The sequence below is a fragment of the Phaeodactylibacter luteus genome (assembly GCF_007993045.1).
Lineage (GTDB): Bacteria > Bacteroidota > Bacteroidia > Chitinophagales > Saprospiraceae > Phaeodactylibacter > Phaeodactylibacter luteus.
Window position 1 is genome coordinate 1 of the sequence record NZ_VOOR01000033.1, and the last position, 23,601, is coordinate 23,601.

General features: G+C 53.0%; 19 protein-coding genes. 5 read left to right on the plus strand and 14 right to left on the minus strand.

Annotation, left to right across the window (positions count from 1 at the left end; all coding sequences use genetic code 11):
* Positions 1 to 299: 299 nt before the first annotated feature.
* The 3 genes from FRY97_RS14880 to FRY97_RS14890 all read right to left on the minus strand — a co-directional run bounded on the left by FRY97_RS14880 (position 300) and on the right by FRY97_RS14890 (position 3,687).
* A complete protein-coding gene (locus FRY97_RS14880) occupies positions 300 to 1,760 on the minus strand; it encodes a Fic family protein (RefSeq protein WP_147168349.1) in 1,461 nt (486 codons plus the stop codon).
* 811 nt (positions 1,761 to 2,571) lie between these two features.
* Positions 2,572 to 3,033, minus strand: a complete 462-nt coding sequence (locus FRY97_RS14885) for a GreA/GreB family elongation factor (RefSeq protein ID WP_147168350.1) — start codon at positions 3,031 to 3,033, stop codon at positions 2,572 to 2,574.
* 54 nt (positions 3,034 to 3,087) lie between these two features.
* Positions 3,088 to 3,687: an acyltransferase gene (locus FRY97_RS14890; protein ID WP_147168351.1), complete on the minus strand. Its 600-nt coding sequence runs from the start codon at positions 3,685 to 3,687 to the stop codon at positions 3,088 to 3,090.
* Positions 3,688 to 3,878: 191 nt separating this feature from the next.
* Here FRY97_RS14890 and FRY97_RS14895 point away from each other — a divergent pair, with 191 nt between their 5' ends.
* The 4 genes from FRY97_RS14895 (at position 3,879) to FRY97_RS14910 (ending at position 7,304) form a co-directional block, all read left to right on the plus strand.
* Positions 3,879 to 4,778 carry a hypothetical protein gene (locus tag FRY97_RS14895; RefSeq protein WP_147168352.1) on the plus strand — a complete coding sequence of 300 codons (900 nt, stop codon included), beginning with the start codon at positions 3,879 to 3,881 and terminating at the stop codon, positions 4,776 to 4,778.
* Between the two features lie 275 nt (positions 4,779 to 5,053).
* Positions 5,054 to 5,662 carry an SMC-Scp complex subunit ScpB gene (gene scpB, locus FRY97_RS14900; RefSeq protein WP_147168353.1) on the plus strand — a complete coding sequence of 203 codons (609 nt, stop codon included), beginning with the start codon at positions 5,054 to 5,056 and terminating at the stop codon, positions 5,660 to 5,662.
* 58 nt (positions 5,663 to 5,720) lie between these two features.
* Positions 5,721 to 6,257: a DUF2480 family protein gene (locus tag FRY97_RS14905; RefSeq protein WP_147168354.1), complete on the plus strand. Its 537-nt coding sequence runs from the start codon at positions 5,721 to 5,723 to the stop codon at positions 6,255 to 6,257.
* Positions 6,258 to 6,398: 141 nt separating this feature from the next.
* Entirely contained in the window at positions 6,399 to 7,304 is a 906-nt protein-coding gene (locus tag FRY97_RS14910) for a lytic transglycosylase domain-containing protein (protein WP_147168355.1), read from the plus strand.
* A gap of 82 nt (positions 7,305 to 7,386) precedes the next feature.
* On the opposite strand, the gene FRY97_RS14915 is transcribed toward FRY97_RS14910, so the two are convergent.
* The 6 genes from FRY97_RS14915 to trxA form a co-directional block, all read right to left on the minus strand.
* Positions 7,387 to 8,970 carry a T9SS type A sorting domain-containing protein gene (locus FRY97_RS14915; protein WP_147168356.1) on the minus strand — a complete coding sequence of 528 codons (1,584 nt, stop codon included), beginning with the start codon at positions 8,968 to 8,970 and terminating at the stop codon, positions 7,387 to 7,389.
* A 288-nt stretch (positions 8,971 to 9,258) separates the two neighbouring features.
* Positions 9,259 to 12,516, minus strand: coding sequence for a proprotein convertase P-domain-containing protein (locus FRY97_RS14920; protein WP_147168357.1), 3,258 nt, complete (start codon positions 12,514 to 12,516; stop codon positions 9,259 to 9,261).
* Between the two features lie 341 nt (positions 12,517 to 12,857).
* Entirely contained in the window at positions 12,858 to 14,396 is a 1,539-nt protein-coding gene (locus FRY97_RS14925) for a bifunctional metallophosphatase/5'-nucleotidase (protein ID WP_147168358.1), read from the minus strand.
* Between the two features lie 374 nt (positions 14,397 to 14,770).
* Complete coding sequence (locus tag FRY97_RS14930) at positions 14,771 to 15,184, minus strand: DUF6691 family protein (protein ID WP_147168359.1); 414 nt, start codon at positions 15,182 to 15,184, stop codon at positions 14,771 to 14,773.
* A 53-nt stretch (positions 15,185 to 15,237) separates the two neighbouring features.
* A complete protein-coding gene (locus tag FRY97_RS14935) occupies positions 15,238 to 15,837 on the minus strand; it encodes a YeeE/YedE family protein (protein WP_147168360.1) in 600 nt (199 codons plus the stop codon).
* A 66-nt stretch (positions 15,838 to 15,903) separates the two neighbouring features.
* A complete protein-coding gene (gene trxA, locus FRY97_RS14940) occupies positions 15,904 to 16,218 on the minus strand; it encodes a thioredoxin (protein ID WP_147168361.1) in 315 nt (104 codons plus the stop codon).
* Positions 16,219 to 16,495: 277 nt separating this feature from the next.
* Here trxA and FRY97_RS22405 point away from each other — a divergent pair, with 277 nt between their 5' ends.
* Positions 16,496 to 18,154, plus strand: a complete 1,659-nt coding sequence (locus tag FRY97_RS22405) for a methyltransferase domain-containing protein (RefSeq protein ID WP_170254670.1) — start codon at positions 16,496 to 16,498, stop codon at positions 18,152 to 18,154.
* 120 nt (positions 18,155 to 18,274) lie between these two features.
* Here the strand turns inward: FRY97_RS22405 and FRY97_RS14950 are convergent, their stop codons facing one another.
* The 5 genes from FRY97_RS14950 to FRY97_RS14970 all read right to left on the minus strand — a co-directional run bounded on the left by FRY97_RS14950 (position 18,275) and on the right by FRY97_RS14970 (position 23,103).
* Positions 18,275 to 19,009, minus strand: coding sequence for a head GIN domain-containing protein (locus tag FRY97_RS14950; RefSeq protein ID WP_147168362.1), 735 nt, complete (start codon positions 19,007 to 19,009; stop codon positions 18,275 to 18,277).
* A 61-nt stretch (positions 19,010 to 19,070) separates the two neighbouring features.
* Positions 19,071 to 19,667: a hypothetical protein gene (locus FRY97_RS14955; RefSeq protein ID WP_147168363.1), complete on the minus strand. Its 597-nt coding sequence runs from the start codon at positions 19,665 to 19,667 to the stop codon at positions 19,071 to 19,073.
* Between the two features lie 133 nt (positions 19,668 to 19,800).
* Positions 19,801 to 21,429, minus strand: a complete 1,629-nt coding sequence (locus FRY97_RS14960) for a hypothetical protein (RefSeq protein WP_147168364.1) — start codon at positions 21,427 to 21,429, stop codon at positions 19,801 to 19,803.
* Positions 21,430 to 21,456: 27 nt separating this feature from the next.
* Entirely contained in the window at positions 21,457 to 22,449 is a 993-nt protein-coding gene (locus tag FRY97_RS14965; RefSeq protein ID WP_170254671.1) for a FecR domain-containing protein, read from the minus strand.
* 99 nt (positions 22,450 to 22,548) lie between these two features.
* Positions 22,549 to 23,103: an RNA polymerase sigma factor gene (locus tag FRY97_RS14970; protein ID WP_147168366.1), complete on the minus strand. Its 555-nt coding sequence runs from the start codon at positions 23,101 to 23,103 to the stop codon at positions 22,549 to 22,551.
* Between the last annotated feature and the right edge of the window lie 498 nt (positions 23,104 to 23,601).

Sequence of the window (23,601 nt, forward strand, 5' to 3'; positions counted from 1 at the left end):
CACTCTATTTCTTTTTCTTAATTGAGGGGAAGGTTTATCTAAATATAGAGCTTTTGCTTCACCCAATCGCTCAGATATTTGCGTTACTAATCTAAAAATTGTGGGTGTAAGATTATATGGAGGTTTCACTGATACTATCATTTGATACTATCAAATATACTGACTTTCTTATAGAATTGGAAAATTTAATCGATAATTAGCTCATTGGCCCCAACGGCCCGGCTAGCCGCAGTACGGAGCATCGCGGAGTATTGTCGGCTAGCCATTGTTGCATGACGTACCATTTAAAACAGATTCAACTAAATTTCACTAGCTATCTGAGCCATAGTAATTGTAAGAATATTTTCTAAATGCTTATTAATATTTCTTTCTTTTGAGTCAATATCGTCGGAAACTGAAATAATATGTGGCTTAAGGTTTAAAGGGATTGTCGAATTGGAATCATCTTCTATATTAACTCCTTTATATTCTAGGAATGCTCCTATCGCAATTGCAGAATCATCATATCCGTAGTGATGAATAGAAATACCTAATTCATATTTTTTGCCATCTTTCAAATCTATACCAAAGATGAAATACGACTTAGGTAACTGTCTGTTGAAAAAATAATTATGCTGAGAAGCATATGCTACAATCTGGTGATAATAATAATGCTGTTTAGATGTATCATCAGGTTTACCGCTACCGATATAAAAATCGACAGAATTATCAAATTCCTGTTCTAAACGTAATTTATAATCATTCAAAAAGTCAGAACAAATCGAGAAAATTTGCATTCTTTTTCCAGCCAACATTGATTGATATGCAAGGCGCTCTTTTTCTCTTTTGTCCTTAATCTTTCTCTTGAATATATTTGTAACTTCCTCTAATGAAGTAGAAGCAACTTCTCTTAGATTTAATGCTTCTTCTATATTCCTTCTTTGGATTTCTCCAAAATATGTTACTAAATCTTGAGGCTCACCTGTGTCTGCTTTTTCTAATGCTTTAATATATTTTTCTTTTGCCTCCTCCCGAAGAACTGTAATGGGGAAATAGTTATATTTAATAAGAATTAGGCTTGCTATGAGTCTTACAACTCTTCCATTACCATCTTGAAAAGGATGAATTGTTGTAAAAGCATGATGAAACCATGTTGCAATAATCAAAGGATGTACTCCTTTTTCTACTAATTCTTCATAAAGAATCATTAAGCGATCCATTTCGGCTTCAACATGCTCCGGTGGACAGTATAATATTTTAGTCCCGTCATTGCGTGTTGGATTGTTTTCTCGCTCTTTGAACTTACCTTTTAATAGCGGGATTTTGGTTTTGTTTCCGAATTGATCCCTTCCTTCAGCAAATTCTTGATTGCGAGTTGTCAATTGATGTAATTCAAGAATAAAACCTTTTGTCAAAGGTCTATTTTCTTTGACTACATCGAATACAAAGTCAACAGCTTCTAAATGATCAGTTAAGTGACCAAACAGTTTGCTTTTATCAATATTCGAATCTCCATGGCTTACTAATGAGGAGACGAAACCTTCCTTAATTAATGTTTCGGTCACTCCTTTATCTAAATCATACATCCTTTCTACAATACCCGTCTCAATAGCATGCCTTCTTTTTAGTCTGGACATAAACTCCTCATACTCTTTGGAGTTTTCAGCTAACACCTTTCTTCTTGAAAACCAAGATTGGGATATATCATCGACTATAGAAGTGTCAAGGTTTCCCCATTCTTGACCAAAAGAAATATAGTTCCAAATACGATTGACTTTCATTATTCTTCAGATTAGCTTCATTTAAAAACGGAAATTCAAGATAAGAGTTTCATGTTAGATATTTATATTTATGTCATGCAACTCGCTAATACACGCACTTTCCCCCCAATTTGTTACCCTTTCCCCACTTTTCCCTAGTGGTCTGTCAAGTGTTAATTTATGGGTTGAGTGGGAGCGGATTTTGAGGCTAAATCAAGGCGGATGTTCCCGCGCATAGCAGCGCTACGTAAGGGGTTGTCCAACGAAGAGTAGCCTCAAAATCCGCCGCAGGCAACCCCTAGTTTTAGCCTTGACAGACCACTATGCTGAGCCTAACCTACTTGCAGCGCCCGGCACGCCACGCTACAGCCCAGACAATGCTACCTACCTGCCAACAGGAAAACCTAGCCCGGCGGTGGGCTCATAAGGCTATCCGGCGGTAACATGCGGAAGCCCTGACGCCGGACTAGCGCTGCGCAGGGGTGGCAAGCCCGATAGGGCCGAGCGGACAGCGAGCCCCGGAGCATAGCGACCCCCTGCCTACCGGCAGGGGGAGGCCCCAACCTGACAGCCGGCGGCTACAATCCGAACCTTGCCCCTTCCTGGCTTATCCTTAGCCCGGCCTCTTCTACTGCCCGCTGCGCAGGGCTGCCCGGCGCTCCGGTAGGCACTGAGCGCTCACAACTGACAGACATCAGCAAGAAAAAGGGGCACAAAATGCACAGCAAACACAGTTTTTGTTTTTTGGCACAGTTGTTGTAATTGATTAATTGGTTAAAAAAGTCTGAATTACGATTTGTTTGAAAGTAGCCTGCACCTGTTGCAGGCTTTTTTATGCCACCTCAAGGATAGCCTCCTCCTGCCCATTGAAGGCCACTTTATCCCCTGCCGATTTCCCAAGCAATTGCTGCGCCAAGGGGGCCTGAGTAGAGATGCAATAAACGGGCTCCCCCTCCAGCAGCACTTTGCCGAGGCTGGCCGACAGAAAGTAACGCCTATGCTGAGTGCGCACGAGGCTGCCGGAACGGATGTTGGGCCCGCTGTAGTCCGGCAAGGCCTTGAGCTGCTGCAGCTGAAGCCTTGCCTGATCGAGCTGCGACATGATTTTGTCCTCTTCCATCTGCATCATGGCACGGCCGGTCTCGTACTTATCGCCTGCACTGCTCTTGGTCTCGTTATTGCGGGCCGATTGTATGGACTCCACCGCCCGCTGCAGCTCCTCCGCCCGTTTTTGCAAAGCTGCCAGGCATTGTGCCTTTAGCCGCCCCTTCATCGTATGCCCCCATTTTTCCATGGCTCTTGATCATTGATTTTACAAAACTGCCCGCCGCCTTTCGTGGCGCGCAGGTTACTTCGCCCGCCTGATAGCTTCCCAAGTTTCATACAACGCCTCCTGCCGTGGGCGGTCGGCAGGCACCGCCCTCAGGGGCTCGCAAGGCTTGAGGTGGCTGTGGCAATCTGCAGGCAAGGATTGGTACAACTGCGTGCCCTTGGTTTTCCAAGCGATCATCTCATCGCTGACCCGCTTGATGACCTTGGCAGGGTTGCCCAACACGAGGCTGCGGGGCGGTATGACTTCCCTCGCTTTTATGAAAGAAAGGGCGCCGACAATGGACTCCGCGCCTAAAATGACGTTGTCCATCACCACACTGTTCATCCCGACCATACAGTTGGGGCCTATGTGCGCCCCATGTATGATGGCCCCGTGCCCGATGTGCGCAGCGGCTTCTAAGCGTACCGTGACGCCCGGGAACATGTGAATAGTGCAGTTCTCCTGTACGTTGCAGCCATCTTCGATGACGATGCCGCCCCAGTCCCCGCGGATAGCAGCCCCAGGGCCGATGTAAACGTCTTTGCCAATAATCACATTCCCGGTAACGGCGGCTTGCGGATGTATGAAAGCCGACTCGTGCACGACTGGGATGAAGCCTTTAAATTCGTAAGTCATATTTTTTGGTTAGGTTATTCGCAAGCTTGCGTAACAAAAAGGCAAATTAGCCATTATAAAGTGGACGGACCAAAAGCAGGGCACATTCTTGCAGCGGTGCGCCCCGACCGTTGCCTCCGCTCCTTTGGGCAAGGCTAGCGCGGGCGGCACCTCCCCTGCCCTTTTGCTGAAAAGGCTTTACACTAAAAAGCATGCCACCACACCAAATGACTTGGACCTACGTGAGCGACAGCGGACAGCAGTACGTTGTCGGCCTTTTCCACAGTGTGCAGGAAGGCCATTTCATGGTCTATGTCAACCAAAAAGTCGTCCTGATCGATTTTCAGGTCTTCGCCACCAAAACCTATCCCCTATTCTTAGAAGACGAGCTCTTCGAGATAGAAGTGGAACGGCGCAACGGGCAGTACTACTATGGCTTCTCCATGGACCGGGAGGCCGATACCCCGCGCAACCGCGCCCGCAAAGTCATGGAACGGCTGCACTGGAAACAGACCTTGATCTTCATTGGGGCACTGGCCATCGGGGTAGCAGCCATACTGGCGCTGGGGAAACGCCTTGCACCAGAAAAAGGGCCAGACGAGGAAGAGCTCGCCCTGCTGTTGGACCTCGAAGGGCGGGCCGACTCCGGACGTATAGAAGCCGTGTACCAGCACGAAGGCTTTATGGCTATCCGCTATGCTTTTGGGCCCGATGGCCAAACCCGCCAAGGGCGGACCATGGTGGAAGGGGCAGATGCCCCCATTTTGCCCAACGGGCTGAGGCTCAGCCCAGGCGATAGGTTTGAAGTCCGTTACTTGCCCAACAACCCCGGGCTCAATCAATTGGACATTCATTCCCCTACGCCCGCACAATTGCAACAGTACAAGCTCCAGGCCTTAGCAAAACAAATGCTGGCCCACCCCGGACAAACCAAGGCCTATGCACAGTGCCTGGTGCAGCAAGCTTATGAAACCGAAGGGCTTCAGGGGCTGGCCGCTGTATTGGAACAAGAGACCGATGTGAGCGAAAACCCCTGGGCCAATTCACAGCGCTACCTCCGCCTACTGCGCAGCCCCGATTTCCGGAAACGGCTGGACGAACGGTGCTGGTAAGGGCGCCAAACAGATGGCCCTTTTGGTTTGGGGGCTTCCCCCTGCCGCCGGGCAGGGGGCCGCTATGCTGCGGGGCTCGCTATCCGCTCGGCCCTAACGGGCTTGACACCCCTCCGCAGCGCTAGCCCGGTGCCATCCTGGAGCTAGCAAGGCTGCCCAATTTGAGCTTCCGCCCGCAAACAGCCGCTAAAAACAACCTGCCCCTCCCTCTTCTTGCCCCCTTCCCTTATATTTGTGGGCTGGCAATTTTGCCAGCAGCCATAAGCTCTTTTGCATTGGACCCTATCACCACCCACATTGAAAGCCTGATTTTTGCTTCCGATCAGCCGGTTTCCCTAAAAGAGATCTGCGCCTGCTTAAGAGAAGCCCTTGAGGCCCATATACAAGAAGAGGAAGCACTGTCCCATATCGACACCCTACGGGAACGGTACGCCGGAGATCATTTCGCATTTGAGCTGGCAGAAATTGCCGGCGGCTTTCAGTTCCTGACCAAGCCGGCCTTCCACCCTACGGTAGGGGTATACCTCAAACAGACTACCCGCAAACGGCTGTCCCGCTCCGCTTTGGAGACCCTAGCCATCATTGCCTACCGGCAGCCCATCAGCAAATCAGAGATGGAGCGCATCCGGGGCGTCAGCTGTGATTATGCAGTGCAAAAACTATTGGAAAAGGAGCTTGTTGAAATTAAGGGCCGGGAAGAAGGGCCGGGCCGGCCACTGCTCTACGGCACAAGCCCCAAGTTTATGGACTACTTCGGGCTAAAGTCGCTGGAAGACCTGCCCACGCCCAAAGAGTTCAAAGAAGCCGACTTTGCGATCGGGGAGAAAGCCCCTATCGAAGAAGAAGTGGCGGAAGGGCGGGGCACAGCCGAAGAAGAGGAATAAGGGATCCTAGGTTTAGCATCTCTGAGCCGGCTTTTCCATTACCAAAAACAAACAGAAAATGTCACACCCAACCGAAAAACCATTGGTCAATAGGATTGCTAACAGCGGCCTGATCACCATCAAGATGGAGCAATTTTTCCCTGAGGCGCCAATAGCACACTTCGATATCAAAGATTATCTTTTCAAAGCGCTGCTGCTGAAGGAAAAAGATTTCAGAGCCGCTATGCAGGCTCATGACTGGGAGCAGTACAAAGGTAAGATACTGCTGGCCTACTGCTCTTCCGATGCCATCATACCCATGTGGGCCTACATGCTGATCGCGTCCTACGCCGCCCCCTTTGCCGAAGATGTGTTCGCAGGGCAGCCGGAAGACTACTACCGCGCTCATTTCACGAAAGTGTTCAGCAGCTTAGACCTTGCCCCCTACCAAGATGGCCGGATCATCCTGAAAGGCTGCACAGAGGGCAAGCCCATCCCCCCTCAAGCCTACCTGGAGCTGACCAAACGGCTGCGCCCAATCGCCAAGAGCATCATGTTCGGAGAGCCTTGCTCTACCGTGCCGATTTATAAAAAGCCCAAGAACAATACCCCCTAGCCGGGCGGGCACTGACCGCTCAACAGAATGTTAAGGAAGCCCGGTGCGTTGCTGATCGCCCGCAGAAATTGTAAATTCACTGTCCAGCGATTACAGGAATTGATTAACACGCGCTCCTCCGTTGAGCAGAAAACAGCGACCATGAACACAAAAATGCTAACCGTTGTCAACCTAGCCTTAGCCGGCTTCCTTGGCTTTGCAGTACTGACAGGCACCACCCCTGAGGCGTCCCCCGGATCAACTGCCGGGGCCGTCCCCCAGATCATCAAGCCCGTAGATTTAGACCGCTCTTTCCACTTTGCGGGCGAAGCCCTCCCCATGGACAATTTCGATGTAAGGGAGCGGCTAGACCGGGAGCTCCTCGTCAATACTTACTGGCACAGCAATACAATGCTCAATATCAAGAGCGCCTACAAGTTTTTCCCAATGATGGAACAGACGCTCAAGGAGTATGGCATACCTGAAGATTTTAAATACCTGGCTGTTGCAGAAAGCAGCTTGAGGAATGCCGTCTCCCCTGCCGGAGCCCGGGGCTTATGGCAATTGATGTCGCCCACCGCACGCGAGTATGGCCTGGAGATCAGCGACGATGTGGATGAAAGGTACCATTATGAGAAAGCCACCGTAGCGGCATGCAAAATGCTGAACAGCTATTACAAAAACTTCGGAAGCTGGACCACTGTTGCCGCAGCCTACAATGCCGGCTACGGGCGCATCAAGAGCGAAATGGAGGCACAACGCGCGGAGTCTTATTACGACCTCAACCTCAATGCAGAGACCTCCCGCTACGTTTTCCGCCTCGTTGCCATAAAGGAAATCCTCAGCCGGCCATCTGACTTCGGGTTCTACCTCGAGGAGGAAGATGGCTACCCGCCTCTGGACAACTTCAAGACCGTCGAGGTCTCATCGTCCATCCCCAACCTTGGAGATTTCGCCCTGGAGCAAGGCACAACTTACCGGATGCTCAAAGTATTCAACCCTTGGCTCATCAGCTCCAGCCTGACGGTCAGGCCCGGAAAAACATATGAGATAAAAATCCCGAAATAACCCACAAGGAACCCCAAACTAATAAGAGGCTGCCCCCAAACTGATGGGGCAGCCTCTTATTAGTTGGCAGGGTGGCAGGCCTCTAATCTGCTTTCACAAAACGTAAGGCCTCGCGGCTACCATCTGCCGTGCGCACTTCCATGAAGTACACCCCAGAGGACAGCCCGCTGACGTCCCATGCACTGTGCTGATGGCCAGCCTGCAGCACGCGGTGGCTCAGCGCCTGTCCCAGCTCGTTGCGCAGGGTGAGGGTTGCCCCAGCTTCGTATTCCGCCCCAAGTTCCACAAAAAGCTGAACGGCGGCAGGGTTGGGATATACTTTGGTGCTCATGGCCGCCTGGGCAGCAGGCAATACAATGTCTTCCCGGTCTGAACGGGCCGAGCGTGGGCGGTAAGCAGGCGCCACTGCATCCACTTCCTCTGCCAGTACCGGGGCCGGGCCGTTACCGCTAACCGCCACATCGGTGAAAACTGCGGAAGCAGTGCCCAATGTACGGCCATAGGCCAGCATCCCTGCTTCAATACAGCTGTTCATCGGCAGCAGCCGGCTTGCAGCCAATTGGAACGACACACCATTCATGCTCGTAAAAGTCCGGAACACATTGCCGGTGCGCTGTATGCGCAGCCAACGGTGCTGTGGGCGGGCCATAAGCTGAGCCTGCACCGGGCCGTTCATCGCTGTGCGCACCATATTCATGGCGTAAGGCAGAATATTGGATACCACCCCGATCTGCTTTGCCCCGGCATCTGTCGTCTCGCGTGCAGCAACACCGCCAAAGGCGCCCGGGCTGACGTTGTCCAAACGTACAGTGAGCGTAAAGTCGCCGCATAGCGTTTGGTGGATGAAGCCGTAGCTGTCGGCAGTAGCGCCAAACGGATTCGCGCCCCCACTGCTCACAGTAAAAGCGCCCTCATCAAAGCCATAGCTGTTGCCACCCCCAGCATTGCCTATATCAGCAGATGCCCAAGGTGCCGGGAGGCCGCCGCCTCCTTTGATCAGAAAAGGAAAGCCTTGCTGCCCTAAATGCCCACCATCGTTTGCTGTACCCCAAACACCATTCAAGGATTGAAGCCCATTACCCGTCACGGCCTGGCCATTTATGGTGATAGGAGGAGCCCAAGGCCCAGAAGGGAGCGTACCTACGGCTGTATAATCAAACCAATAAGTCCCCTCCGTTAAAGTAACATCTACATCCGCTTCAATCGTAAAGATTTCCCTTAAATTGTCCCCCGAGGTCGTTTCTGTGACCCGGTAAATATTGGCCGGCAAACTGCGCAGCAAGCGGTTGGTTACCAAATCTCCAAATATCACACTGCTCCCCGGTGCTCCGGGCACACCGTCCCATATCTGTACGTAAACCTCTGTGTAAGAAGATACCCCCGTGGTATTAAACGTTTGGTAGCCATAAAAAACGACCTCGTCTATATCCCAAGATGCGCCGCTGGGCACCGTGAAGTCATCCGCAATCCGGTTAGCATTGCTAACCTGAAACCCAAAACCAAGGGTGCTTGCGCTCAAAGATGAGGATTGCAGAACGGACTCATCGGCACCTCCGACACCCGTTCCTAGAGAGTTCACTAGAGGCCCGTTGTCGTAAATCACTTGGCTGTGCACGGTTGCCATAGACAGCAGTGCCATTACAATAGTCAGTAACTTGTGTTGCATAAGGTATGGTATTAGTTGAAATAAAACAGCCTGTACAGGCGCCTAGAGGAGGGCACCGCCTGCTTCCCCCTGATGAAGGATACCTCAATGGGGAATGTTGTGCGAAGAGAGAACCGAGAGTGAGTTACGGTAAAGAGTAGGAGGTTATTACTGTAAAGCTAACACTAATTATCAGAATACCAAATATTTAACCAACAGAAAAACAAAGCTTAGCAATTAAAGAGAGCGGGACCACTCTCCGACATGGGAAAGTGGGCCCGCTCATTTTTTTATATATGGCTAACTGGCTTAATCAGCTTTCACGAAACGCAGCGTCTCGCGTGAGCCATCTGCCGTGCGCACTTCCATGAAGTACACACCAGAAGACAGCCCGCTGACATCCCACTCGGCCAGGTAGTTGCCAGCTTCCACCACTCGGCGGCCCAGCTCTTGGCCCAGCTCGTTGCGCAGGGTAAGGGTTGCCCCTACTTCATACTCCGCGCCCAGCTCTACGAATAGGCCATCGGTAGCAGGGTTGGGGTAGAGCGCAGTGCGCAGCTCCTGAGCAGCCGGCACGACAATTGCGCCGTCCTGTGCAGCTGCGCGGGCATCTGCTGCCGCCGCTGCTGCGCCGTCCTCCTGAGCAAGTGCATTGCCACCGGCGTTGCCGCCCAGTACAGTCACATCGGTAAAGCCTGCAGAAGCAATGCCAGGTGTGCGCCCGTAGGCCAGCATGCCTACTTCAATACAGCTGCCCATTGGCAGTACACGGGCTGTAGCCTGCTGGAAGAACATGCCGTTGAAGCTGGTAAACGTGCGGAATACATTGCCAACGCGCTGTATGCGCAGCCAACGGTGCTGTGGGCGGACCATAAGCTGTGTCTGTACCGGGCCGTTCATCATGGTGCGCACCATGTTCATGGCGTAAGGCGAAATATTGGATACGATGCCAATCTGCTTCGCTCCGGCATCTGTCGTCTCACGTGCAGCAATACCGCCAAAAGCGCCCGGGCTGATGTTGTCCAAACGTACAGTGAGCGTAAAGTCGCCGCACAGCGTTTGGTGGATGAAGCCGTAGTTGTCGGATGTAGTGCCAAACTGATTGACGCCCCCGCTCGAAACATTGAATGTGCCAGATGGGTCGAGGTAGCCAAAGCCGTTGCCATCACCTGCGTTGCCCACGTCGTTGGATACCCAAGGTGCAGGCAGTGGCCCGCCCAGGTCAGCACAGTCGGCAGGGCCTTCATAGGCAATGCCCCAGCTGAAAGAACTGCTGCTCCAGCGGTTGTCCCACTCAATATAGTAGGTTGTGCCCGCAAAGAAACACGCTGTCACACTAGAAGCCAATGTACTCCCGCCAATAAGATCATCGTTGCTGGCATAGCACTCCAAGTTATTACAATTGCCAGTGTAAATGGAAAGGCGGGTGTCATTAAAGGTAAAACCTGCAGACTCGATGGTGTACTCGCCGGTCACAGCCGGTGTCCAACGGAACCACCGTGCATGGCTTGCATTTCCGGACAGAGGGAAAGCACAACCGTTCTCAGCGCCGTTCCCAAAACTGATGGAGCTGGTGCTGTGGGTGCCCAAGCCTACTACCTCTGCGTTGGAGCAAGCCGTATTGAAGATGCAAGAGCCGTCATCTGTAGTTGCCGTAGGATCGAAGTTTTGCGCATCGGGGTCCGTACAGCCGGGGATGATTGGCGTGCAGGATACGTCGAGCGTAAAGCTGCCTGAAGATGCATTAAAGCCGCTTACCAGTATATAGTAGGTAGTGCCGGGCGCACTTGCAAAGGTAACTTCTGAGCGGGTGCCGCAGAAATCGTCATTGCCCGTCACACAGGAGAAGCTGCCACAGCTTCCAGTGTACACATTGATTTTGGTATCGTAAGAAGACCCGCACAAGCTCAGGTTGATTTCGTCCCCGGTGCCCAAGAAAGTGTACCATACCCCCTTGCTTCCAGGAGAAGTAAAACAGGAAGGTGCACCATCGGATGTGGCATCACTGGTATTGCCGGTCACGGTATCATCGCATGCGATGCCGATGGCGCCGGAGCAGTCATCATTGGCGGGGGGGATGATGCAAGAGCCATCGTCCTGTGTCGCATTCGGGTCAAAATTGGTGGCCAGTGGGTCCGTACAGCCTACGAAAACACAAGAGCCGTCGTCTACGGTGGCGGATGGATCAAAGTTGTCTGCCAGTGGGTCTGTACAGCCTGGGACAGGGTCATAGGTACAGGATCCATCGTCTACAGTAGCCGATGGGTCAAAGTTGTTCGCGCTAGGGTCTGTACAGCCTGGGACCGGTACTACGCCAGTCAGACAGAAAGTAAGGCCGAAGCTTTGAAAGACCCCATCATCGCCGAAACCATCATCTTCGATTTCTAGTACCCAGTTGCCATTGATGGCTTCCCCATCGAAAGTAGCAGCGAAGCTGCCGCCTTCCGGAGCAAAAGTGCCCGTAAATGGCGCACTCGCTGACGTAATGTTGGCTCCGCCATCTTCGAAGACCGTATTGGTGTAATTATCGCCAGACGAACCATTATCGGTGGTCAGCTCTAGGGATGTGCCTGCGGGGGAGGTGAGCGTAATGTCTACATCACCCGTGTACGTATGTGTCAAATTGAGCGTAGCGCTGCTGATAGAAGCATTGGAGCCTATTGTGCCCATTGCCGGCACATTGATATTAGCAGTAACAGGTGAGCCCAAAGTGATGGTAGCTCCTGTATTGCCCGCATTGTAGGTGAACTCGCTGCCTTGGCAAGGCACAATGCAAGAGCCATCGTCTTGTGTAGCTGCAGGATCGAAGTTAGTGGCTAAGGGGTTCGTACAACCTAATATCGGGCATGAGCCAGACCCAACGGAAAAAGTAAGCCCTGTTTCCGGTGCATTGCCAGAGAGCACAAGGTTCCCTCCTGAACTGATTTCCCAGCTGACTTCGGCAGGGAATGTACCTCCGGTGACGTTGACAGTATAACACCCATCGGGCAAACACAATTCTGCATCATTAAAGTCTCCACTTGATATGGTGTAGCTGTCAATTGTACTTCCACCAAATTCAGAAATGGTCAGGCTTGCTCCATTCCATCCATCTCCAAAGCTATCAAACAACTCTAACAAAACTAAATTATCCGTACAAGGAGCAGCAGCACAAGCTACACTCCTTGTCCGGCTTGATTCCTGCTCTCCACAACTACTATTGGTGTGATTGTACATCCGCACCGTGCCTGTGAAAGTAGCTGTCCAGGTGACCGGGGTAGTGCCGAAAGCAAAAGCAGTAGAACCCGTATTATCTGCAATAGTCAGGTAATCTGAAGAGTTTGAGCTGCTGAAGGTATACTCCGTGCCGGAGGTCACCGCTACTACAGAGTATTCGCCAGCCCAGCCCAAAGTGGTAATGGATTCAGCACTGCCCGTACAGCTCGGAGAAAAAGTGCCCGAGGGATATTGCCCATCAGAAGCGGTCAAACACTGCCCCTGAGCAGTAAGGCTCATTGCCCCGAGCAGTAAAATCATCATGAATGGCCGGAGCAGAATGCTCAGGCGTAACGTAGAACTTCTTGTCATGTTGTCTTAAGTTTTTGTCAAATTATAGTTCAGCCTCGCTAGGTAAGGAGGGTAGCAGGCAAATCAAATACAGTCTGGAGTTGGTATATAGTAAAAAGAGGGGGGGAGCGTCTTACAAAGCTTTGAAATGTCGTCTCTAGTACATCCTATCTAGCCTGCAAGATAAACAAAAATCATAATTTAAAAAATATATAGCGCCAAATAGCGAGCGCCACGGAATACACATCGGCAGCACCAAAACACAAACCACTAAAAATCAACACACTACGTCACATAATAAATGAATAAATTCTTCCAAACTCATTCTTGGCAAAATAAAACGCTGCCCGGCGGGCGCCAGCCTATTTCCCAAGAAAGCGCATATAAGCAATAGTCAAGTCTCTTACATCGTTTCTCACGCTCGCCCCATCTACGACAAGCGGGCCAAGCTGCTCCTGCTTGTAGTCTTTGAGGAACTCCAGGTTGGCTTCGTTGCCAGCTGCGACAAAGGCAGGCAAGACCACAGCATAGCGCTGCCCGGCTTTCAGCGGCTGCCCATTGATCAGCCAGCCCTCCCCCTCTTTCTCTGCCCGGTAGCGCTGCAGGTACCCCCCTTCGCCCCTATTTTCCCCTTCGCCAATATCTAAAACCTTCTTCAGCACCTCTCCCGGCAGCGCCATACGGACAAGGCCTCCGCCAAAGGGCAAAGTCCGTAAGACATCGTACTGCGTTACGGCACCTGAGATGTTGTCATCCAACCGCATTGAACCGCTATTGATGAGGTATACATCGGCTCCGGGGGCAGCTGCCTCAAAAGCCCGGAGCACCAAGTTGCCATAATTGGTCTGCCGGCGGCGCACCACCACTTCCTGACACTCCAAAGGGGGATCAGCGTCCATCAGTATCTCCCCCGGGGAATAGCCCTGATCTCCCATGATCCGGCCCACATTTTCCTGCCACTTTTCCACTACAGCAGCAGTGGAGGGGTCATCAGGCAGTGCAGGGTTGATCGGTACAAGGGTGCTGTTCACCTTGCTCACGCCAGAAGAAGGGTACCAAGTAATGCGGTGGACATAAGCCGTCTTGGCGTTGGCATCAGCTTTGGCAATGACGGTCTCCCCCACGTAGTGGCTCATGTGGTGGTGGTCGTGCCCGCCCATAAAGAGGGCTACGCCGGGCACTTCCTCTGCCAGGGCCAGATCGTCCGCTTCATTCAGGTGGGTCATCGCTACAATGACATCCACTTTGGGGCGCAGCTCTTCGACCGTCTCCCGGAAGGATACTACAACAGGCTCATAATGAACATAATCAGCCTGATTAAAGGGAAGGACAACCCCCAATATGCCGACTTTCACCTCCTGCCCCTGAGCATTTCGGAATGTACGGATAAGGAAAGGCGGGACGAGCTCGCCCGCATCATTTTGCACAAAGGGCCGTACCCGGCTGCTATCGGCGCGGAAGGCATTGCAGACCGTATATTCAAAGTTGCTCTGCAAAATGCGCTTTTGCAGCAAATCCGCTGTCTTCAGATCAAACTCGTGGTTGCCAAAAGTGGCGTAGTCCAGCCCCATGGCATTGAGGGTTTCGACCATCTGCTGCCCGGCGATGCGCTCCCCGTCTTCCTTTTTGAGGTTGCCAATGAGGGAGGGGCTCAGAAAATCGCCGGAAAGGAGGGCAATGGTATTGGGGTCCTCCCTGAGGAGCTGTTGCTTGAGCGTAGCCACCCGTGCCAGCCCGCCGGCTTGCCCGCCTTCGAGGGGGGAAATCTCGTACACGTCGTTCAGGTGGAGGATGGTCAGCGTGACCGGCTCTACAGAAGGAGCCTGACGGGTGGTGGCGCAGCTGCTAAATACGAGCAGGAAGCTCAAGAAAAGCAGGAAGGAAAAACGGGGCTGAATCATGATGGCAAATAGGTTTTACAGTTTCATTGTCCAAAATCGCGTTTACCGGCGAGAATAAGAAATGGGGGCGGCAGAAATAAAAAGAGCGGAGACTAAGCTCCGCTCCTACCCAATAAATCACCCAACTGAAAATATTCTTTCGGCTGTAAAAGCCGGCTTGATCTTAGCGCAGGTTCAGAACAGGCGCAAACCAGATGGCCGTTTTTTTTGAGGGGGCCTGCCCCTGCCTGCGGGCAGGTGCCGCTATGCTCCGGGGCTCGCTATCCGCTCGGCCCTATCGGGCTTGACACCCCTGCGCAGCGCTAGGCCGATGCCAGGGCAAAGCCGATAAAACCTGAGCACCTCCGGCATTTGGTTTACGCTCTTCAGAGCGCTTAGTGAGGCAGGTAGCGCATGACCACACCATACGTAAAGGTGCCAAGGGTTGCGCCTCCCAATATCAGCAGCATAATGGAATACCCGCCACCGAGCAGGACGTACATTGGCCCGGGGCAGCAGCCCACCATTGCCCAGCCAAGCCCAAAGATGGTGCCGGCAATCAGGTGCCGCTTGATGTTCAGGTTCATGGGGTTATAGCCCACATGCGTGCCCCGGAGGGTCTTCATTTTCGTCTTTTTCATCAGCCACATAGAAAGGGCGCCCAGCACCACTGCCGTGCCGATAATGCCATACATGTGGAAGCTTTCAAAGCGGAACATTTCGTGTATGCGGAACCAGGATACGGCTTCCGACTTGGCCATCACAATGCCAAAGAATACACCTACTATAAGGAATGAAAGGTTTTTCATAGTCGTTTTTGCTTTTGGATTCAAATGCTCAGCGAGCAATGGTCAATTTGGATCTACAGCCCTGCTATAACCGGGAACAGGAAGTGCGTCATCAGCAGGCCGCCAATGAAGAAACCGATCACGGTAATGAGGGAAGGCAGCTGAAAATGGGCCAGCCCTGAGATGGCGTGGCCGGAAGTACAGCCATCGCCGTAGCGGGCGCCGAACCCAACCAAGAACCCACCGCCCACGGCCATGAGTATGCCTTTAAGGCTGCTGTAGTTCAACAGTTCTGTAGGGACAAAGCCAATCCCCCGTGCGTCTGCTTCCGGGTAGCTGATGCCTATGCTGCTCAGGTACTCCACAGTGGAGGCACTGATGGCCACAGGCTCAGGGCTCTGTAGGAAATTCATAGCGATGTAACCGCCAATCATGCCGCCCACAGCAAAAGCAATGCGCCACAGCTCGTCCTTGACGTTCATTTTGAAAAAATCAGATACCCGGTGTGCGCCGGCAGCGCTGCAAAACGCCTTGAAAGTCGTAGACACGCCGAAGCTCCTGCCCATCCACGTCATCACTGCCAGTACTAAGGCAATCGCCGCACCGGAAACCGCCCAGTGCCAAGGCTGACTGATGAAGTCAATAAAGGATGGTGAAATAGTTGCTAATTCCATTGTTCTGTTCGATTTTTTACTTTTACCACTGTGGCCGGGCCTACTGCCCGGCCTGCTTCTTGTTCTTTAGTTGGCCGCAAATTCATTGATGACATGCGTAAGCTGATGAGCGGACTGCATGCCCGACTGACGCCACATCACTTCCCCGTTCTTGAACAGGACAAAAGTGGGCACCCCCTGTATCTGCATTTTTGAAGCCAAAGCCCGGTTGCGGTCTACGTCTATCTTTACAATAGATGCTTTCTCGCCGACCTTGCCGGCTACCTCTTTCAGGATCGGGGCCATCGCTTTGCAAGGGCCGCACCACTCTGCTGAGAAGTCAATCAGTACCGGCTTATCGCCGTTTATCAGATCATTGAAGGACATTTTCTTTTTTTCCATAGCGTAAAGGTTATTTTCGGTTCGATCACAATGCAAAGATGCGGCAGGCTCGCCCTCTATTCAGTGACGGCCGTCACATTCTAAAAAAAACCAAGCCCCCCCTATTTCCTACTCATTAGATAGGGATACAAACGGGCACAAAAAAGGTTGCCCGCGCCTTACCGTGATCGCGGTCACCAATACTTTATTCTGGTTTTACGATATTTGAAGTGTATTTGCCAAATAAGAAAACGGCGCCCAATTTCAATGCCAACTGAACTTCATCAACTGTTTATACATGAACCATACCATATCCAAAGCAGCACAGCCTGCTCAGCGCATCGAAGACCTTCCAACATCCTTGCAGCATATCGCACGCCAATTGTCCGGCTCCCGCGAGCTGAAGCCCGCCGAGATGCGGCGGATTGTGCTCGACGCTAAAGTCTCAGAAGAAGATATCCGCCCTTGGGCAGATTTTGGGCACCCGCTGCAGGACAGCTACGGGCGCAAACTCATTTACCAAGGCGACCACTTCGAGATCATGGCCATGTCCTGGCTGCCAGGCGATTTCTCCGGCATACACGACCACGGCCACACAGAGTGGGGGGCCGTACAGGTTTTTGGGCCTGCAGAGCATGCCACCTTCCGCATAGACGAAGGCCGGATCACTACGCTTGCACGTTTTCAGTTCGCCCCCGGCGATGTAGTTGGCGTAAGCCACACCCTTGTGCACCAGATGGGCAACCCGGCCAACGAGCCGTTCATGACCCTACATGTATATGGCCAGCCCAAAGACATCGAGAGCGTAACCGGCGATGCCAGAGTCTATGACCTGGAGAACAACCTCATTCAGCGAGTGGACGGCGGCGTCTTTTTCGCCCTCCCCGAAGAGGAGGTCAAATGGACAGAAGCAGGGCCTGAGCCTGATTTCCCTACCCGGCTCAGGTACCAAGTGGAGCTGACCCGCAGATTGCAGCGTATGGTAGAAGCTGGCATTGACGGCGCGGCAGAAAAACTGAAGCCCCTCCTCGAAAGGCTCTTTTCAGATGCCGGGCAAAAAAGGCTGTTAGGTTGCCTCAAGGCCAATGTGGACGAAAAAGGCCATCAGCAAAACTCAGTGTACTGGCGCATACTCAATCAGGAGCTAAAAGCAGCTGCTGTTCTGCAGCGCGAGATCAAAGGGGAAGCGCAGGGGCCCGATCAGTTCCATCAGTACGCTGAGATGTACGATGCCCTGATCTGCCAGCCCAGCATGGAGCAGTTCATCGCCAAAGGGCTGCAGTTTTTCAAAAAGGAGTATGCACCAGACCTCTCTGACAAGCGCATCCTTTCCATAGGCGCAGGCACCGGCTTAGTGGAAAAATTCATGATCGACAACCTGGGGGCTTCCTACGAACAGATGCTCGGCATGGACATTTCCGAGGCTATGGTTGAGGTAGCCCGAAAGCGCATCCGGGCCGAACAAGGGGATATACTGGCCTTTGACCAGAATGGGAAATCTTGGGACATCGCTTTCACAGGGCTCAATGTATTCCACTATCTGCCTAGCGGGCGGATGCAGGAAGCGATTGAAAAAACCGCTGGCCTCCTGCCCGTTGGCGGCTTGTTCTTCGGCGATTTCATTACCCCTGACCACATCCGGTGGTACCCCAATACCATGTACTCTGCAGACCGCAACATCATCTCCCTGCGCACGCCCCGGCTGATTGAGGACGAGGGCAGGATGTACCAGGAGAGTGAAATCTTGAATATTGCCTTCCGCGACGGGAAAATGGAGCTCAACTATGCCGGCCGGCACAAGCGCTTCCTGCCGCCACTGAACCGCGTGCGGGCATATTTTGAAAAAGCATTCGGCGGGGAGGTAGCCCTCTATGACGCCCACAGCCTCGAGCTTATCCCTGAAGAGGCCGATAGCTGCCCCAGCACCCGCTACTTCGTAGCTGCGCGAAAAGGGTAAACGGAATACATAAGGGGCTGCCACCCTCCTGCATCTCATAAAAAATGCTGCCAGTGCTTTGCACTGACAGCATTTTTTATTGGCAAAGCAGCCTATGGGCCCGCAACAGCAGGGCTAGCCTCAGTTCTCATCGATGAGGTCGCCACTCCCGGTGATATCGACATCCAGCTCCGGGTTGCCCATATAGCGGACGTCACCGCTGCCACTGATGCGCACGCGCAGCCACTCTTCCACGCGTACCTCTGTGCCGCCGCTGCCACTGATATTAACCTCTGCAGTACGACACTCCAGCCCGTAAGCGCGGACATCACCGCTGCCGCTCAATCGGTAGTAAGCCTCATCCGCCACACCTTCTATCAGCAGATCGCCGCTGCCGCTGATGCGCACGTCCAGGTCATCCATGAGCGCAGTCAGCCGTACATCGCCGCTGCCGCTCTGATGAATATCAAGGTCGCCCGTTTCGAAAGTGTTCTCCCCGACTATATCGCCAGAACCGGAGCTACGGATAGAACGGAGCTCGGGCAGGGTAATGTAAATCTGCATCGTGCCCAAGTCGCGCACACAGCGGTCAAACTCAATATCCCATACGCCATTGTCAACGTCGAGCTCCAACTGATCAATCGCATCTTCTTTGCCTTCTACGATGACCTCCTGCTCTTCGCCCTGCCGGATAAAGACTTCCACAGAAGTTTCTTGGCTGATGCCAGAAAAAGGCGGCAGGCTGAGGCTCCGGCTCACATAGCTGCCGTTGGCATTGATGCAGCCGATAGAGAAGCTGTCGTCGTCGTCAAAATCAAAAACACACCCTGTGCTCAACAGGGCCAGCGCCAGTGCGCCAAATAGCCATTTGCTCATAATACTTTAAGTTTTTTGGTGTCAAAATCTAAGCGCCTATTTGGAATGCTTATCCACCCCGTTATCCCCTGTGCCAGCCAAACCAGCCGAAGCGGAAGGTCAGATTTGCCAAAGTGCCGCTGAAGTCATCTGCCCGGTAGCCCCGGCCTGTTTCCACTCCGTCTATAAAGCGGTAGCCGACGGTGCCTGCCACGCGGAACCATTTAGTGACATTGAGCTCTACCCCAACCTCAGGCGTCACAACAAACACATTGTCAGTGTCATCGGGGAAGGGGGAGTTGTCTGTAACATCAATGCCGATACCGCCCCAGCCTAGACGGGCACTAGTGTATAAGTGGAGCACCCGGTGCGGGGCCAAGGTGTAGCCCAGCCAAATCCCTCCGTGCCCGAGCTCGATTTCTTCGATGTCCTCCTCTTCAATGAGCCGGTCGTAATCTATGCTGCCCACACCATAAGCGCCCAAGAAAAAATTGCGGAACACTAAGCCTCCGCCTCCGCCAACGGCAGTGGTCATATCCCGGGCATCTCCAATGCCCATTTCCACGATTGGCCCTCCAAATGCGCCAGATAAGCGGGCATTGCTAAACAAGGTTTCATGCTGTGCCTGTACAGCCAGGGCCAAGAAGAGCCCCATCAATCCAAAAATCAACTTTTTCATAGTCATCATTTGTCTGGCAAGGGGTACACCTGTGGCTTCCGCCTGCCGTTTGGTTTGAGAATTACAATCGTCCCCTAGAGCTGTTGCAGTGCATCAGCCTAAGCGGTTAGTGAAAAATATGATGTTGTGCCCCTTAAAAAGCGAGGCCTGCCTGAAACCCGACCCAAGCATTGAGGGCAACCCTGTCTCCAGTGCGGGACCATACCGAGTACGGGGCCCTGAGCCCTTCATCAGCAGCATCCCCTCCCCGCTGCCCGGCAACTGTTACATTGAGCACAGGGCCTGCATAGACCACCGTGCGGCGGCCCGCGCCGTGGAAGCCGCCAAGCGCCCGGAATTGATTGAGCATATTCAAGCGGTTGCCCCAGCCTGACGCGCCTTCGCTTACCTGCATAGCCACCAGTTCGTAATTGACCTGGAAATGCGGGCCGTAGTCCTTGATACTGCCCAGCCCATACCCTAGTGCCCAGCTGTATTGGCCGGAGCCAAGCTGCCAGGGGCAGTCAGACAAGCGGAGCCCAGCTTGGAAAATATTGTAAAACTTGCGCGCGCCCAGCTTCAGCGCTAAATTGGCATGCAGGGCTTCGCCTGTAGAAAAATCAACCCGGTTGTAGCCATGACGGACGATGTTGATGAGCCCTACAGGCACGCCCGTTATCGTATCACTGATGTTGATCAGGCCGACCTGAAACCCGGCAACCGTATCTGCTTTGTTGAACAAAGGGGCGGCCTGCCCTCCAGCCACATTGCCTGCTGTATTGAAAAGGCCTGCAACCTGAGACTGTATCTGTTGGTCTGCCCTATTGAACAGCCCAGCCACTTGAACCCCTGCGCCCTGACCTTCGATGATGTTGAAAGCCCCGGCTACCTGCACCCCGGTGAACGCCCCGGCACTGTGGTTGAACAAGCCTGCTGCCTGAACAGCATCTGCTTGCCCTGCCTGATTGAACAAGCCCGCTGCCTGTACACCCTGTACATTCCCGTAGCCAACGTTGAACAAACCTGCGACCTGAGTACCAGATACCCTGCCATTGACTTTGCTTCCTAAGCCTGCAACCTGAAGGCCGTTGACGTCATTGATGACCTCATTGTACAAGCCCCCAACTTCAAGCCCGTCTACCCCTCCGTTGGTCCCCCAGAGCACATTTACCGAAAGGTGGTTCGTGATTTCGCCACTGCGCTCCATGTTGGTCCCCAAGTTGGGCAAGATCGACACCTGCGCCAGCCGCCTGTCCCCCTTATAGACCTGCTCCCCGTTTGCAGGTGAAGCCGGAGGTGGCGGCAGATAAATTTCAAAGTCTATTTCCTGATAAGCCTCCCCTCCAGGGCGGTTAAGCGGGCGGGGGGCTGTTTTGCCGATAGGCTTCATTATGCTTGCTAAACGCTGACGCTCTGCTTCCTCGGCCGGGCTCAAAGGATAAATGGGGCTTTTTTGCCGAGGCTGAGGCACCTTGGGCGCCAATTGGCCCAGCTCGCCTGCACCGGGGCGCAGCCATACCTGCTTGCCCGAAATCATATACCGCAACGGCAGCTGCCGGCAAAGCTCGTCCATAGCAGCCTCCAAGCTCTCTCCAACCGCAGGAGGCTGGACTTCCCGCTCCAGCGGAATGAGATCCGGGCTATAAGAAAAGTGGACCTGATGCGCTTGCTCCAAAGACCGCAATACCGTGCGGAGCGGCTCAGGCCCCCCGGCAGTGCCCGCCTCAACAGTCAGCGAAACCGCTATAAGATGGGCCAACAACAAGCAACTTTTCTTAATCATGATGATCTGAATTAACCAAGGTTCAACCTATTCGCACCCCAAACCGCTCAGGGTGATGGAATCTTTATCCTGCTCTACAGTCACGCCCATCGTGAAAGCGATGGCGTCCAGCACTTCTTCCAGGGTGGGGTCTTCAAAGGCCCCTACAAACCGGCAGCTGGCCAGGGATTCATCCGCCAAGCGAACAGACACGCCATAATAGCGCCCAAGAACCTGGGCCACCGTCTCCATTTTCACCTGCTCGAATGCTAGGGACCGGCTTTTCCAGGCCAAGGGGTTCGACACCTCACTGCGGCCCAAGCGCTGAGTTGGCAGCTCGTAAATAGCAGATTCGCCAGCGGTAAGCGTTACCGGTGCACCAGCCGTCTGCTCCCCAGCTACGACAACACGGCCTGAAGCGACCGCTACCGTTACGGTTTCTTCCTCTGGGTAAGCCCGTATATTGAAAGAGGTGCCCAGCACCGTTGTGGTAGCCCCCTTAGCTTGGATGACAAAAGGCCGGCGCTCGTCCCGGGCTACATCAAAGTAAGCTTCGCCCTCTAGGATAATAGCCCGTTCCTGAAAACGCTCCGGGTACTGCAAGCGGGAATTTTCATTCAACGTGATGACTGACCCGTCAGGCAAAAGGTGCGCTGAGCGCTCGCCCGGCCCTGTAGCAAATTCTGCGTATGCAGCCGGCTGCCCCCATTCGGAAACCACCAGCCAAGTGCCGGCAATAAGCGCCAGCACTGCAGCAGCGTAGCGCAGCCAGTTGCGGCGCCCTTGCATTGGGACAATCCGGCCGCCAGGAGAGCCACTGTCTATGCGCGACTGCAGCTTAGCCCAAGCAGCCTGCCGGCCCTCCGAAAAGGGCTCATCCTCGTAAGCAGCAGTGATCTGCCACAACTGCCGGGCTTCCTCAAAAAAAGCCTGATTCGACGGCTGGGCTTCCACCCACTTCCTCAGCACAACACGCTCCTCCGCGCTAATCTCGTCAGCCAGGTAGCGCCCGATAAGGTCATGGTAGTTGTCCAAATTCATATTTTCCCTGTTTCCAGTCTGTAGATGCATGCTAACCTAATGCCCCCCTATGGACTTCAGCATTTTTTTTCGCACCGCCTACAGGGGGCGCCCAAATGGCTAAAAAAAGAAATGCAAATAAGCGCGCAAGCGCTCTTTTAAAACCCGGAGCGCCTTGCCCATCTGATGCTCCACAGTCTTCACAGAAATCCCAAGCTGATCCGCTATCTCCTTATATGTCAGCTCTTCATAACGGCTGAGCTGAAATACAGCCCTACACCTTGGAGGGAGCTGCTGTATGGCCAGGCGGACACGCTGCCCAAGCTCGTCCTGCAACAAAACATCCTCTCCGCTAACTTCAGCGCCCGCTTCCCTGCCCGCTTCCAGCTCATCGGTCCCCCAACGCTTTTGCCGCCGTAAATACATCAGCCCTTCATTGATGGCCATGCGCCTCAGATAGGCTGAAAGGGAAGTCTTGATTTGGATTTGAGCGCGCTTTTCCCAAAAACGGATAAAGACCTCCTGAGCGAGGTCTTCTGAAGTGCTCCGGTCTTGCACCAAGCGCATGATGGCCTGGCATACCATTTCGTAATGCGCATCGAAGATGTGCCTCAAAGCCGGACGGTCCCCTGCCTGCAGGGCTTCCAGTACCTGTTCTTCGTTTGTATAGGGCATGCCAGTGCGGTATATATGGTTTGCAGCTGCCGCCAGCCGGTAATAGGTTGTACTTTTATTTTAGAGCGTGCTGGGGCTTTAGCAATCGGTCTGTCCCGCTAGACAGCGGGACACTTTTTCGCTTATACTTCGCCCCGAAAATCCTTCCCGCTTTTGTGCATCAAAAGGGGGACTTGGCTAAACTCCGGTTTTCGGGCCTCGGCTAATCAAAAAATTGCTAGTGCCTTAAGTCATAAATCTCTGCTACTTAAGTTGAAGTTATTTTCCGGCTAATCAAGGCGAAGGTTCGCGACTTTAGCCCGAGCTAAAGGAGCGGTTCTTTAACGAAGAGTAGGCAGAAAAGAACGAAACTTGGGGGGTCAAGGATTTATGGCTTGAGGCACTAGTTTTCGACTAGAAGGCCCAAACCCCAACACGCTCTCTTAGCAGTGCATAGGTAAAGAGAACGAACGGAACTGCCGAAAGGCTTCGACATACCACCGCTTTTTCTCGAAAGAA

Coding starts and splice junctions, on each gene's coding strand:
- FRY97_RS14920 (WP_147168357.1), bottom strand. CDS start 12,516: ATGACAAGAAGTTCTACGTTACGCCTGAGCATTCTGCTCCGGCCATTC.
- FRY97_RS14880 (WP_147168349.1), bottom strand. CDS start 1,760: ATGAAAGTCAATCGTATTTGGAACTATATTTCTTTTGGTCAAGAATGG.
- FRY97_RS14930 (WP_147168359.1), bottom strand. CDS start 15,184: ATGAAAAACCTTTCATTCCTTATAGTAGGTGTATTCTTTGGCATTGTG.
- FRY97_RS14960 (WP_147168364.1), bottom strand. CDS start 21,429: ATGATTAAGAAAAGTTGCTTGTTGTTGGCCCATCTTATAGCGGTTTCG.
- FRY97_RS14925 (WP_147168358.1), bottom strand. CDS start 14,396: ATGATTCAGCCCCGTTTTTCCTTCCTGCTTTTCTTGAGCTTCCTGCTC.
- FRY97_RS14935 (WP_147168360.1), bottom strand. CDS start 15,837: ATGGAATTAGCAACTATTTCACCATCCTTTATTGACTTCATCAGTCAG.
- FRY97_RS14890 (WP_147168351.1), bottom strand. CDS start 3,687: ATGACTTACGAATTTAAAGGCTTCATCCCAGTCGTGCACGAGTCGGCT.
- FRY97_RS14915 (WP_147168356.1), bottom strand. CDS start 8,970: ATGCAACACAAGTTACTGACTATTGTAATGGCACTGCTGTCTATGGCA.
- FRY97_RS14965 (WP_170254671.1), bottom strand. CDS start 22,449: ATGAATTTGGACAACTACCATGACCTTATCGGGCGCTACCTGGCTGAC.
- FRY97_RS14885 (WP_147168350.1), bottom strand. CDS start 3,033: ATGGAAAAATGGGGGCATACGATGAAGGGGCGGCTAAAGGCACAATGC.
- FRY97_RS14950 (WP_147168362.1), bottom strand. CDS start 19,009: ATGAGCAAATGGCTATTTGGCGCACTGGCGCTGGCCCTGTTGAGCACA.
- FRY97_RS14970 (WP_147168366.1), bottom strand. CDS start 23,103: ATGCCCTATACAAACGAAGAACAGGTACTGGAAGCCCTGCAGGCAGGG.
- FRY97_RS22405 (WP_170254670.1), top strand. CDS start 16,496: ATGAACCATACCATATCCAAAGCAGCACAGCCTGCTCAGCGCATCGAA.
- FRY97_RS14905 (WP_147168354.1), top strand. CDS start 5,721: ATGTCACACCCAACCGAAAAACCATTGGTCAATAGGATTGCTAACAGC.
- FRY97_RS14895 (WP_147168352.1), top strand. CDS start 3,879: ATGCCACCACACCAAATGACTTGGACCTACGTGAGCGACAGCGGACAG.
- FRY97_RS14910 (WP_147168355.1), top strand. CDS start 6,399: ATGAACACAAAAATGCTAACCGTTGTCAACCTAGCCTTAGCCGGCTTC.
- trxA (WP_147168361.1), bottom strand. CDS start 16,218: ATGGAAAAAAAGAAAATGTCCTTCAATGATCTGATAAACGGCGATAAG.
- FRY97_RS14955 (WP_147168363.1), bottom strand. CDS start 19,667: ATGAAAAAGTTGATTTTTGGATTGATGGGGCTCTTCTTGGCCCTGGCT.